Raw genomic sequence first — 12,945 nt, forward strand, 5'->3', positions numbered from 1 at the left:
CTCTTGGCTGTTGGCACTGGCAATTCAGTTTTTGCCCTTTGTGTTCCAGTTATCGGCAGGCGCCAAGAAATCTTTAGCCTGAAATTTGCGCCTAACCGAAAAAATTTTCCCAACCCCGCGCTGACTCAGCGCAACAGGCTCAAAACCGCCTGCGGAGCCTGGTTCGCCTGGGTCAACATGGCGTTACCCGCTTGTTGCAAAATCTGCGCTTTGGCCAGATTCGAGGTCTCTTGTGCAAAGTTGGTATCCAGAATCGCAGACCGCGCGGCGGACTGATTCACCACAAAGGTGTTCAGATTGTCGATGGTGACTTGGAAACGGTTTTGAATCGCCCCCAGCTTGGCGCGAGAGGTGTCGATGGCGTTGATAGCCTTGTCGATACGGCTCACGGCATCCATCACCCCGGAAAACGGTGTAGTGCTGCCAATGTTGATGCCATAGGGCGCACTCGCAGGACCAGTCACCAGCACAGCAGAAATCCCGCCCTTACCTGCTGAATTGGTAGCCATATTATTGATGGAAAAGGCAATCTGGTTACCCGCCGAGGTATTCGCGCCGATTTGATACTTGGCATTTGCCGCCCCCGACAACCCACCCGCCAGCACATTTTTTCCGTTGAACTGGGTGTTGTTGATAATGCGCGATAGTTCCGCCTGTAATTGGAAAAATTCGGTTTGCAAGTTATTGCGGTCGGATCCGCTGTTCGTCGCATTGGCCGACTGAATGGCCAGATCGCGCATCCGTTGCAGGGTGCTGGTGAGTGCCCCCATCGCGCCTTCGGCTGTCTGCGCCATCGAAATCCCGTCCTGCGCATTGCGGGCGGCGACATTCGAGCCATTGATCTGGGTGGTCATGCGATCGGAAATCGCCAAGCCTGCCGCATCGTCTTTAGCGCTATTGATGCGCAAGCCAGTGGACAGCCGTTGCATCGCGGTCTGCATGGATTGACTGTTCATGCTCAGTGCATTTTGTACTTGCAGAGACATGATGTTGGTGTTGATGACGCTGGCCATATTTCGTCCTCACGAATTGTTGTTATTTTTTCTGGTCTATCATGTATCGACCATTCCCCGACACTAAAATCGGCCGCCGCGGGAAAAACTTGAGCGCTCTTACGGTATTAGTCTGCCGTCCGCCTGAAGTCAGACGCCCCGACGCCTGAATCGCCCATGCGGAAACCACTCACGCCAGAACCCGGCATGACAATCATCATCAAAACGCGGTATAAACAGGGTGGGTTCGGTTTCACTCAAGGGAAGAGGTTTTATTGCGCATGGCACCGTCAATCTACACACTGGAAATCACGCCCCGCCTGCCCCAACGGCTGCGGCGGCTGGAAGATCTGGCCAATAATCTGTATTACAGCTGGCGCCGAGAAGTTCGGCATTTATTCAGCCTGATCGACCGCGATTGCTGGCAGCAAACCGGCGATAACCCCCGGCTTTTCCTCCAGCGCGTGGCGCAAGAGAAGTTGGATGCCGTCTTGGATGACCCGGTTTTTCTGGCCGACTTTGACGATGCCTGCCGTCATTTTGATGATTATCTCGCGCAACCCCTATCACCAGAGATCGCTGAAAAACTGCAACCCAATGATTTGATTGCTTACTTCTGTGCTGAGTATGGCTTTCATGAATCCTTGCCGATTTATTCCGGCGGCCTCGGCATTCTTGCCGGTGACCACTGTAAGGCCGCCTCGGATGTCGGCCTTCCTTTTGTCTCCGTGGGTCTGCTGTATCGCCAAGGGTATTTCAAACAGAATATCGACGCGCAAGGCAACCAGATCGCCTCGTATCTCGATCTGGATTTTCATACCTTGCCAATTAGCCCCGCGAGTGATGCAGATGGCCGCGCGATCACCGTGACCATCGAACTGCCCGGCCGCAGTGTGCTGGCTCGGGTGTGGCAGGTCGCGGTGGGGCGTATCCGACTGATTCTACTGGATACCGATTTACCCGAGAACAGCCCGAATGATCGGCAAATTACCTATCGACTGTATGGCGGCGATCGGCGCACGCGCATCGAACAGGAGCTGGTGCTCGGCATTGGCGGGGTGCGCGCGCTGCGGGCGCTGAAGCTCGCGCCAACGGCATGGCACATCAACGAAGGGCATTCGGCCTTTCAGGTGCTCGAACGGATGCGCGAGCATGTGCAGCAGGGCGAATCCGCCGGCATGGCGCTGGAGATGGTCGCTTCCAGCACTGTGTTTACCACCCACACCCCGGTACCGGCCGGCCACGATGTCTTCAGTGCGGAATTGGTCGATGAGTATTTCTCCGCCTTCTGGCCGAAAATCGGCCTCAGCCGCGAGGATTTTTTTGCGCTGGGTCGCCAGGCGGACGATCCCGGTTTCAATATGACTGCACTGGCTTTGCACGGCTCTCGTCAACATAACGGCGTGTCCGCGATTCATGGGCGCGTCGCTTCCGAAATGGCCAGCAGCTTTTGGCCCGAGGTACCGGCCAGCGAAAACCCGATCACCCATGTCACCAACGGGGTGCATGTCGATACCTTTCTCGCGCGCGAACTGTCGCAACTGTTCAACAGCCTGCACCGTGACTGGCGCTGGCACCTACGAGACTCCGAATATTGGTCATTTGTCGATCAAATCCCGCCGGACCGATTCTGGTCGGTGCGCTCGGCCATCAAAGCCGAACTCCTCGTCGACATTCGTCGCCGCCTGAGCGCCCAGCTCGCGCAGGACGGCATGAGCGACATTCGGATCGAACGCACCCTGCGGTATCTGCAAGGCGGTGAATCGGATGTGCTGCTGGTAGGATTTGCGCGTCGATTTGCGACCTACAAACGCGCCAATCTGCTGTTCCGCGATCGGGCGCGCCTCGCGCGGCTGGTGGCCGATGAACGGCGTCCGGTCGTATTCGTCTTCGCTGGCAAGGCGCATCCGGCCGACGAGCCGGGCAAGGCGTTGATTCGCGAAATCTGGCAGATTGCCAATGAACCGGAGTTCCATGGCCGGATTCTGCTGCTCGAAGGCTACGACATGGCGTTGGCGCGCAAACTGGTCGCTGGCTGCGATGTCTGGCTGAACAATCCGGAATATCCCCTGGAAGCCTCAGGCACATCGGGACAGAAAGCGGGTTTGAATGGTGTGCTGAACTTATCCGTCGCCGATGGCTGGTGGGGTGAGGGCTATCAGCGAGGAAACGGCGTCGCCAATGGTTGGTCGATCAAACCCTATGACCGCAGCTTCGATCACAATTATTGCGATAGCGAGGAAGCCAGCGATTTGCTGACCTTGCTAGAAACCGAAGTGATTCCGATGTTTTTCGACCGCGATCATACCGGCCTGCCACATCGATGGATTCGCTACGCGAAAATGGCCATCCGCACGATCCTGCCCCAATTCAATGCCGCGCGCATGGTGTGCGATTACATCCATCACCACTACCTCCCCGCTGCGGCACATGGCCGACGCCTGCGGGTGGATTCAGGCCAACCGGCACAGGGCTTGGAACAATTCAAACAGCGGGTGCGCGCTGCCTGGGCAGGCGTCAGTGGCCGCCTGATCAGCGAGCTACCCGCTCAGCTGCACAGCACCGATACACTCGAATTGGTTGTTGAAGTCACACTCAATGGACTGAAACCGGAAGATTTGGCCGTGGAATGCCTGTTTGGCGAAGTCGGCTTGCATGACCAGTGGCAGACACACACCCGCTTTACCGCCACGGCCACCCCACAGCCGCCGGCGAGCAATCGGGCGATTTATCGCTTTGCGCTCAATACCAGCTTGGCCGGCCTGCAGCATTTCCGTTTCCGGCTGGTGCCCCATCATGCGCTGCAACTGCACCCTTACGAACTGGGGTTGATGAAGTGGTTATAGCCATGACGCCGGGCTGGGGCAAGCCAAGGATGGCTTGCACGAAGATCAATCATGTTAACTGATTGATCTTCGGAGGCCGTCGCGGACATGAACGCGGACTTCGTCAGCTCCGCGTTAAGCTGGCGTAAGCCCGCGGCGACGCTCTCGAAGGCCGAACCCGCAGGGTCTCCAACAGGGATGTCGGAGAGGCCGAAGAGGAGGGATCAGCCGAGTTGAAAAAGGGCAGGAAAGCCCTTTTTCGACATCCTGCTGATCATCCGGCGGCAAAGAGCTGGATGCCCCCCAAACGACGCAGCGGCCAGGCCGCGTTTTTTACAGGCGAATGAAGTAGGGAACGGCCGTCAACACGACGCCGATCACGACCAACCAAAAGGTATTCGTCACAAAAAAAGGGAAAATGCTCAACCCCAAACCGGCCAGTAACGGCACGGGTGCGCGCTCCCGCCGGGCATAGATCAAAAAGCCCAGACCAATCGCACCAAACAAAAGCCCCCACAGTAGATTGGCGGTGTCCATTCGGTCACTCCTTTGCAGACGGTTCAGCCGGTTTGAGTCCGGGATAGCCAGTCTGTTCCCTTGGATGTCGTCGGCCGAAGGCTCATCTGGCGCTGCAACGGATTCTGCGGCAATAGTTCAAGCGCCAGATGGACATCCGGCGCGGGCAATGCACCCGCCGCCTGCGTCGGCCACTCGATCAGCAACAGCGCGCGATCCCATTCCTCGCGCACCCCCAGGGCATCCAGCTCTTCCGCCGACCCCAGTCGGTACAGATCCAGGTGCAATACCCGGCGATCCGGCAGTTCATAGGGTTCGATCAGAGTATAAGTGGGGCTGCGCACCGCACCGGTCACCCCCAGCGCCCGCAAAAAAGCCCGAGCGAAGGTCGTTTTTCCCGCGCCCAAGTCTCCATCCAGAAAGAGCAACCCGGCCTCCGGCGCGGCGAACGCCAGCCGCTGCGCCCAGGTCACCAGGGCGGTTTCATTGACAACCTGATTCAGCATGATGTCCATACGGTCGATTTTGGGGCGGCTCGCCCATTGATCAGCGCACGAATCTCCGGGAGGAGATCCGTCGCCACCGCGCCCCAACTCCCGGCGCGCGCCGCAAGCAGCTCGCCCGCCTGTGCATGCCAGCAGACCGCGCGGGTCAGCGCATCGTCCGGCGTCAAACCGATTGCCAGTAGCCCGCCGATTACACCCGCGAGTACATCCCCGGCGCCACCGGTCGCCAAAGCCGGATCACCACGCCCACAGATTTTCAGCCCCTGAGCCGACCACAACACACTCCCCGCGCCCTTGAGCACCCCCGCTGCCCCCCAACGAGTGAATAAGGATCGAGCCGCCGCCAAGCGATCCGCCTCGATGGCCGCTGTGGAACAACCCAGCAGGCGTGCCGCCTCACCGGGATGCGGAGTAAGCAAGGTCGCCGCATCCCGGCGCGGCAGCGAGGGCAGCGCAGATAAGGCATCCGCATCGACGACCAGCGGCACGCCCGCCGCCCAGGTTGCCGAGATCAATCCCTGCGCCCAATCGTCCGCACCCAGCCCACACCCCAGCACCACGGCCTGAGCGCGCGCCAGTAAAGGCGAAAGCTCATCCGGCTGCGCGATGCCCTGCACGATCAACTCAGGACAACCCACTCCCAGCACTTCGGCGTGCGCCGGATGGGTTGCCACCAGGACCTTGCCTGCCCCACTCCGCAGCGCCGCTTCGGCCGCCATCCGCGCCGCACCGGCCATGCCCCGGTTACCCGCCACGACCAGCACGGTGCCAAACGAGCCCTTATGCCCGGCACGCGGCTTTGGCGACAACTGCGGCACCGCATCCAGCAGTGAAACAGTGCCCATCTCATCCGGCACCGGCACCCCCAGATCGGCTCGCAGAACCTGCCCGCGCACAGCCGCGCCCTGACCGGTAAACAGGCCGATTTTCAGGCCAAGGAAGGTCACGGTCAGATCCGCCGGGATGATGAGATGCCCCCGCCCCGTGTCGGCGCACAAGCCTGAAGGGATGTCGAGCGCCAAAATTTGAGTTCCGCGCAGACGGCAATCCTGCGCTGCCATCATCCACCGCGCCACCTCCGGCGAAAGGGCGCGGTCTGGATCAAAGCCAAGACCAAAGCCCGCATCGACCAGCACATCCAACGGCTCATCCGCCAAGGCCGCCGCATCCGGGAGGCGGCGCAGCCCGCCCACCTGCACAACCCGCCCGGCCATCTCGGCCGCCGCACCCGTGAGTTCCGCGCCCGCGCTGCCCCAACCGCAGACCACGACCATCAGGTTCGCTTCACGCGCCAAACGCACCAGCACCCAGCCATCCCCCGCATTCTGCCCGCGCCCCAGCAACACGCCGATGCGGCGCGCGTCCGGCCATTGATGGCGCATGGCCTGAAATGCCGCCGCACCCGCCCGTTCCATCAAGTCAGACGGCGTGTGCCCGGTAGCAAACAGGCGCGCTTCATGCGCCCGGATTTCTTCTGATGTGAATAAGATGGAAGGCACGCGGCTCATCGGCGGGGCAAAAATCCATGCGCGTCATACACCCGCCGCAGCGTCACTTCCGCCCGGGCGCGGGCTCGCCCGGCTCCGTCCGCTAAGATGTCATCCAAGGCGCCTTCATCAGCGCGCAATGCTGCAAATTTTTCTTGAATGGGCGCCAGGAACGCGATGACCGCTTCAGCCGTCTGCACCTTGAGCGCACCATAACCTTGCCCTTCGAAATGGCGTTCCAGCGCAGGAATCTCCGTATTCGAAAAAATCGACAATAGGGTCAACAGATTGGATACGCCGGGTTTCTCCTCGGGATCGAATCGAATCTCGCTGCCCGAGTCCGTAACGGCTTTCTTGAATTTTTTCAGGATGACATCCGGCGTATCGAGCAGACCGATGTAACTCAGCGCACTCGGATCGGATTTCGACATTTTTTTGGTGGGTTCCTGCAACGACATGATTCGCGCACCGGTTTGCGGGATGAACGGCTCAGGCACGGTGAATACTTCGCCATATTGGTGATTGAACCGTATCGCCAGATCGCGGGTGAGTTCCAAATGTTGTTTCTGATCTGCCCCGACGGGCACATGCGTGGCCTGGTACAGCAGAATATCGGCCGCCATCAGAACAGGGTAATCAAACAGCCCGACATTGATCACTGCGCCTGCCCGCGTGGATTTATCCTTGAATTGCGTCATCCGTTCCAGTTCGCCCATGTGGGTGTAACAGTTCAAGATCCAACCCAACTCCGCATGTGCCGAGACATGCGACTGCGCAAAAATGGTGTTCTTCTGCGCATCCAATCCGGCGGCCAGATATAACGCAACGAAATCGTAGCACCGGGCGCGCAGCGTGGCCGGATCTTGCGGCACGGTAATCGCGTGCAGATCGACCAGCATGAATAACGAATCGTGCGTGTCCTGCATCGCCACCCAATTGCGCATCGCCCCCACATAATGACTGATCAACAATTGACCCGAAGGCTGAATGCCAGATAAAACAACGGGACGGGCAGCGGTCATAACCATAGCGTTCTCAAAGAGGCCAAAAGGGAAAATCCGCCGTATCATAACAACCCGACAGAAAAATTCCCCTCGACATCAGGCTTGCCTTTTTGGTGCCGTTGGGTAGAATCTTGCGCCTTTATGCAATCGTGCGTCCGCTTTTAGGAGAAACCCCATGGCCCGAGTCTGCCAAGTCACCGGCAAACGCCCTGCCGTTGGCAACAATGTATCCCACGCGAACAACAAAACTCGCCGTCGTTTTCTGCCAAACCTGCAACACAAGCGGTTCTGGGTTGAAAGCGAAGGCCGCTTCGTGACCCTGCGTGTTTCCACCAATGCCATTCGCACCATCGACAAGGTCGGCATCGACGCCGTTCTGGCCGATCTGCGCGCCCGTGGCGAAAAGGTATAACTCCGGCATCGCCCCCACAGGTAATTCATCATGCGTGACAAAATCAAACTCGTTTCCAGCGCCGGTACCGGTCACTTCTACACCACGACCAAAAACAAGCGCACCATGCCGGAAAAACTCGAACTGAAAAAATTCGACCCGGTCGTGCGCCAGCATGTGATCTACAAAGAAGCTAAGATCAAATAATCCATCCGGCACGATTGCCCCATCGGCTCGCCCAACTTCGTTGTTCGGCGGGCTTTTTTCATGATGTACAGGAATGCCCGAGCTACCTGAAGTTGAGACCACCCGGCGCGGCATCGAGCCGCATCTACTGGGGCGGCAACTGACCCGCGTCACAGTTTATGAACCACGCCTGCGCTGGCGTGTGCGGGATGATTTATCCGAGTGGTTAACCCATCGCCCTATTCTTGCAGTCGGGCGACGAGCCAAATACCTCTTGCTATCCCTAGACGCTGGCGAACGCCTGCTGATTCATCTCGGCATGTCCGGCAGCCTTCGGCTCGTCGAGCCCAACACCCCGCGCAAAAAGCATGACCACATCGAGCTTGAGCTCGACCACGGTCACATTCTCCGTTACCACGACCCTCGTCGGTTTGGCGCTTTTCTGACCGACCACGAACACACGCCGCACGCACGGCTGCAAAACCTCGGCCCAGAACCCCTGTCGGCCGCGTTCGATGCGAATTATCTCTACCAAACCACCCGCCGCGATCAAGCGATCAAAGTACTGCTCATGAGCAACCCTGTCGTCGTGGGCGTCGGGAATATCTACGCCAATGAAGCACTATTTATGGCCGGCATTCACCCCGCCCGCGCCGGAAAATCACTGAATATCGGCGATTGCCTACGCCTGAGTGATGCCATCAAAACCGTTCTGACTCGCGCGATTGAACAAGGTGGCACCACACTGCGGGATTTTGTACGGGAAAATGGGCAGCCCGGTTATTTTCAGCAAACGCTGCAAGTGTACGACCGGACGGACGCCCCGTGCCGCCAGTGCCAAACCCCCATCGCTCGATTCATTCAGGCGCAGCGCGCCAGTTTCTACTGCCCGGTATGCCAGCACTAATCAGCTCGCCGCGTGCCTTCAGCCTGCTCGACGCACAGAGTGGACTGTAATGCCCCGTGCCCGCGTTGATGCCGAAGGGGTTGACATTCCCTCGATTCATGGAATAATCACGCGCCTTAGAAGTTTCATACGCGATCCCCCGAAGGAGTTTGATCCGTGGCAAATACCGTACAAGCTAAAAAGCGCGTTCGTCAGGCGGAACAAGCCCGTCAACGCAATGTTGCGTTGCGTTCCCGCGTGCGTACTGAGTACAAAAAAGTCTTGAAAGCCATCGCCACCGGTGATGCGGCTCAAGCCAAAAGCGCGTACCAAGTCGCGCAACCTGTCATCGACAGCATGGTCAACAAAGGCATCATGCACAAAAACACGGCGGCTCGTCGCAAGTCAACGCTCGTCGCACGAATCAAGGGAATGGCGGCCGCCTGATCCCAAACCACATTGGTTCGATCCTGAAAAACCCCCGCTTGCGGGGGTTTTTCGTATACCGGGTTGCCCAGAAATCTGCCAAGGCAACCGACAAAAAACGCCCCTCACGGGGCGTTGGTTATCCTAAAAAGACTGAACCGGGTACGGGCTTATTTCTTCAGTGCCGCCGGATCGTTCATTTTGGCGCCTTCATACATGCTGTACTCCAGAATGGAACCATCGTACAGACGCGCTTTTTTATCGCCGACGATCTCGTGCGTCACGAACCACAGACCAGAGGCCAAGTGCCCGGTATTGCAGTAGTCAATGATTTCTTTACCAGAATTCAAGCCGACCGTTTTCATCATCGACAGATAGCTCTCTTTTGGCAGGAACCGAGCTGAAGAACCATCTGCCGTCGTCAACAAATCTGGCGGCATGTTTTTCGCGCCAGGCAGATGACCCGACAGTTCATCTTTCTTGGTGAAAACCCCCATGAACTGATTGCTCGGACGAGCATCGGCAAATTCCACATTGCCATGCTCTACGGCATGCTTGACCTGCTCATAGGTTGCCAAGATGTTTTTGCGCTCTGCGGTGGCAACCCAGTTGCCCGGGGCAACGGCCGGGTTATCCGTCGCAGCCGGCATACCATCTGCCAACCACTGTGCCATCCCACCATTCAAAATGGCCATATTGTCTTGGCCGTAGAATTTGAACTGCCAATACAAACGAGTCGCTTCATCCACATCCGGCGTCGACAAACCTTTCGGTACGATAATGATCGGTTCGCCTTTATTGATACCCCAAGCTTGAGCGAGTTTTTCAAACTCTTCCTTGGTGGGAATCATCCCTTTGACTTTCTTGCCGTTTTCATCGCGCGTGACGCGAATCTTTTCGAAATCCACGAATGAGGCACCCGGAACATGGCCGCTCACCGTCGTAGCAACCTGCTTGCCATTGACATCCTTATAATTCGGCGCGGTGGTGAAGCTCGCCATTGGGCCACTAATTTGCAGCACTTTGACATCCTTCAAATGCGCATTGAGCCACGCGGGATCCACCAAGGGACCTGGAACATCCAGTGCATAGGCACTGTGCATACCGAGCGCTGCTGCTGCCAGCACCGGAACAAACACAAACTTCGTCATCTTCATGCGCATCAACTCCTTCTTTTACGAACACACTAGCAAGCAGCAACGCTCACCGACCAAAAACGCCACAGTCCTAGACAATCAAGCCACCGAGATCAGACCACGATCCCCGACAGCAACCCAGCATAAGTTTTTTATGCTGAATAACGCCGAATACCCTCTTGCTGTATCTGCACCAACACGGCAAACAGGTCGACCGGTGTCTCGGTGATCACATGCAAATCCCGATTTTCTGCCACGGCCGAAATCCCGCCAGCAAACTCTGCCACCACTTGATCCCGCGCGCGTAACAACGAATCAATGTAAGGGGACAGCACCTGCGTCAATGCCATCAACCAGCGCACAACCAACCAAGAGGGACGAGCCCGATCGATCACAAACTCGTCGCGATAAACCGAAATCAGATGCTCTGCCGAACACCAAGTCTCATCGGTCACCCAGCGATTCGTCGTAAACAAGCTGCGCAATCGTCCATCTGCCGCCATGGAGCACGCCACCACATGGCTAAAACCCTCGCCAGATGGGGCACGGATAAACAGATGTAAATGCCCATGCTCATCCTCTGGTCGTTCACCCGCTTCATGGGCGTGGTAGTAAAACATCGCCCCTGTTTCAGAATCCTGCGAATCATCTGCGGGGTAGTGCTGCCATCGATCGATTGCCACCGAGGGCACATCACGCAACAACTCTGTGAGCACCGTCTGGCGATCTCGCTGCAGCGCACGGTGGATCGCCAACAATTCATCCGCCGCCTCAAGGATTAGCTCAAACCGCTCATCGGAAAACGACGAAAAATCCAGCGAATGGCACGGTGCGGCACGACTCAACACCTCATCTTGAAGGATCGGCATTTTGTGCCCGCTACCGTGAAGCACCAACTACCCACACAAATCCGGGCGGGCATCCAGCACTGCTTCTTACCGTCCACCCGGGGCGCAAGGGTTGCCACCACGAGCCGCCGGAGCGCAGGGGTTGCCGCCACGAGCCGCCGGCGCACAGGGATTGCCGCCACGAGTCGCTGGGGCGCAGGGATTGCCGCCACGAGCCGCCGGAGCACAGGGATTGCCGCCACGAGCCGCTGGGGCGCAGGGATTGTCACCGCGAGCCTGTGCCGCCGGGATTACAGAGATCGCGTCCATCGGAGCTGGCAGGATTGCGCCCCCACCCATCGCCACAGCAAGCGCCGGAATGGATGCCGCCAAGACACGACGCGCGGATTTTTTAGCAACCGGATTCATAAAAACTCCTTAAAAATGCAGTACGAACCAGACAAAACAAGAGGCACCGCCTGAAACAATCGACCGCCAGAACACGCTTGAAAAAGATCAAGCGATACCACCCGACTCATGAAGCGCGCGGCACGCCCCCTCCGCCAACGGAGCCAGAACCTGAGCCTCCGCCTGCGAGATTCTGCGGCACAGGATCATGACCAATCAATGGTTGGGTGTGGTCGACTCCGTCCATCACATCTTCAGCGGTATACACCCCATGGCTTTTCTGCTCCAGCATGCGACCCAAGGCAAAACCACCCACGGCGATCACCACCATACCCAACAGAACCCACCAAGGCGAAACGCCGAGCCACTGTGGCAGGGTTTTGGCGCTGATTTGTGCGGAATGCAGGATGGCCTGAATCAACGAAGTACTGTAAACCGCCGCAAAGCCCAAAATACCGAGCACCATGCCGGCCATAAAGACCAGCGCATCGATCCGGCCTGATACGAAACCGACCACCGAAGTACCGGGGCAATATCCGCCCAAGGCGAATCCAGCGCCAATCAAGGCAGCGCCCGTGGCCGTTGCCCAGAAAAAAGTGGTCGGCACGAAAAAGCCGAGCGAACCGAAATAATTATGCGATTGCAGTAACAAGATGCCGAACGCGGCAACGATGATGGCCGTGAACATGACTTTGAACACGGACCAATCCGTCAGACGGAACTGAGCAGTCAACTTGCACGGGGAACCAAAACCCGCTTGTTCCAGCACATAGCCAAAAAGAATTCCTGACGCCAGCGCGGTACCCGCGACACCATAATCCATCACCAGATCCTCCGCATGACCGCGCTGATCGTCAAACCCACCACAAAAAACACCACGAGGAAAATGAACCCCGCCATGCCCAGCATGGCCGTTCCCGATAAACCCACGCCACTGGTACAGCCGGCTGCCAGACGCGAACCGAAACCGGCCAGAACCCCGCCGATCAAGGCGAAGAGTAACCGCCCGCCCACACTGATGCGCCCTGACCCCCGATCGACCTTGACTTTAAACCGACCGGCGCTGACCGCAGCCAACAGGGCACCAATCGCCACACCGATGACCTCAACGACGATCCAGCTGGCAAAGGGGTTGCTGCCGTTCGCCACCATATGACCGAGATAACCGTTATCCAGCGTGGCCGCAGGCGCAATCTGGAACCCCAGCCATGCCGCAATACTGGCAAAAGTCCCGGAGGCGCCGACCCCATTCCCCACCAACACGAAGGTCAGAATGAGAATCAAGCCCAGAACAATCCCCGCAGCAAAGGGCGGCCAAAAGGGTCGAACTTGTGAACACGAGGACATACCCGCAA

Annotated in this window: 14 protein-coding genes; 5 read left to right on the forward strand and 9 right to left on the reverse strand. The window is 58.0% G+C overall.

Going from position 1 to position 12,945, the window contains the following annotated elements:
* Positions 1-125: 125 nt before the first annotated feature.
* On the reverse strand, positions 126-1,013 hold the full coding sequence (locus tag VOI35_RS07725) for a flagellin (RefSeq protein WP_407275485.1): 888 nt from the start codon (positions 1,011-1,013) through the stop codon (positions 126-128).
* 260 nt (positions 1,014-1,273) lie between these two features.
* On the opposite strand from VOI35_RS07725, the gene glgP reads away from it, so the two are divergent.
* Positions 1,274-3,838: an alpha-glucan family phosphorylase gene (gene glgP, locus VOI35_RS07730; protein WP_407275486.1), complete on the forward strand. Its 2,565-nt coding sequence runs from the start codon at positions 1,274-1,276 to the stop codon at positions 3,836-3,838.
* 312 nt (positions 3,839-4,150) lie between these two features.
* On the opposite strand, the gene VOI35_RS07735 is transcribed toward glgP, so the two are convergent.
* From VOI35_RS07735 to trpS, 4 genes are read right to left on the reverse strand one after another with little or no spacing between them, the layout of a single operon-like run.
* Entirely contained in the window at positions 4,151-4,354 is a 204-nt protein-coding gene (locus VOI35_RS07735; RefSeq protein WP_407275487.1) for a hypothetical protein, read from the reverse strand.
* Positions 4,355-4,377: 23 nt separating this feature from the next.
* Positions 4,378-4,839 (reverse strand): tRNA (adenosine(37)-N6)-threonylcarbamoyltransferase complex ATPase subunit type 1 TsaE, encoded by a 462-nt coding sequence (gene tsaE, locus VOI35_RS07740; RefSeq protein ID WP_407275488.1) that lies wholly within the window; start codon positions 4,837-4,839, stop codon positions 4,378-4,380.
* Positions 4,833-6,338: an NAD(P)H-hydrate dehydratase gene (locus tag VOI35_RS07745; protein ID WP_407275489.1), complete on the reverse strand. Its 1,506-nt coding sequence runs from the start codon at positions 6,336-6,338 to the stop codon at positions 4,833-4,835. Before VOI35_RS07745 ends, tsaE begins: the two co-directional genes overlap by 7 nt.
* Before the next feature lie 5 nt (positions 6,339-6,343).
* Entirely contained in the window at positions 6,344-7,354 is a 1,011-nt protein-coding gene (gene trpS, locus VOI35_RS07750; protein ID WP_407275490.1) for a tryptophan--tRNA ligase, read from the reverse strand.
* A 151-nt stretch (positions 7,355-7,505) separates the two neighbouring features.
* Here trpS and rpmB point away from each other — a divergent pair, with 151 nt between their 5' ends.
* From rpmB to rpsT, 4 genes are all read left to right on the forward strand, one after another.
* Entirely contained in the window at positions 7,506-7,742 is a 237-nt protein-coding gene (rpmB, locus tag VOI35_RS07755; protein WP_407275491.1) for a 50S ribosomal protein L28, read from the forward strand.
* 30 nt (positions 7,743-7,772) lie between these two features.
* Positions 7,773-7,928, forward strand: coding sequence for a 50S ribosomal protein L33 (rpmG, locus tag VOI35_RS07760; RefSeq protein ID WP_012824876.1), 156 nt, complete (start codon positions 7,773-7,775; stop codon positions 7,926-7,928).
* A 73-nt stretch (positions 7,929-8,001) separates the two neighbouring features.
* Positions 8,002-8,814 (forward strand): bifunctional DNA-formamidopyrimidine glycosylase/DNA-(apurinic or apyrimidinic site) lyase, encoded by an 813-nt coding sequence (gene mutM, locus VOI35_RS07765; protein WP_407275492.1) that lies wholly within the window; start codon positions 8,002-8,004, stop codon positions 8,812-8,814.
* 156 nt (positions 8,815-8,970) lie between these two features.
* Complete coding sequence (gene rpsT / locus VOI35_RS07770) at positions 8,971-9,240, forward strand: 30S ribosomal protein S20 (protein WP_407275493.1); 270 nt, start codon at positions 8,971-8,973, stop codon at positions 9,238-9,240.
* A 149-nt stretch (positions 9,241-9,389) separates the two neighbouring features.
* On the opposite strand, the gene VOI35_RS07775 is transcribed toward rpsT, so the two are convergent.
* The 4 genes from VOI35_RS07775 to VOI35_RS07790 form a co-directional block, all read right to left on the reverse strand.
* Entirely contained in the window at positions 9,390-10,376 is a 987-nt protein-coding gene (locus tag VOI35_RS07775) for a sulfurtransferase (protein ID WP_407275494.1), read from the reverse strand.
* A 131-nt stretch (positions 10,377-10,507) separates the two neighbouring features.
* Positions 10,508-11,224 (reverse strand): DUF6969 family protein, encoded by a 717-nt coding sequence (locus tag VOI35_RS07780; RefSeq protein WP_407275495.1) that lies wholly within the window; start codon positions 11,222-11,224, stop codon positions 10,508-10,510.
* A gap of 493 nt (positions 11,225-11,717) precedes the next feature.
* Positions 11,718-12,413, reverse strand: a complete 696-nt coding sequence (locus VOI35_RS07785; protein ID WP_407275496.1) for a DUF6691 family protein — start codon at positions 12,411-12,413, stop codon at positions 11,718-11,720.
* Positions 12,413-12,937, reverse strand: coding sequence for a YeeE/YedE thiosulfate transporter family protein (locus VOI35_RS07790; RefSeq protein ID WP_407275497.1), 525 nt, complete (start codon positions 12,935-12,937; stop codon positions 12,413-12,415). The genes VOI35_RS07785 and VOI35_RS07790 overlap by 1 nt, the downstream gene beginning before the upstream one ends.
* Positions 12,938-12,945 lie beyond the last annotated feature (8 nt).

It is taken from the genome of Halothiobacillus sp. DCM-1 (assembly GCF_045689735.1).
Lineage (GTDB): Bacteria > Pseudomonadota > Gammaproteobacteria > Halothiobacillales > Halothiobacillaceae > Halothiobacillus.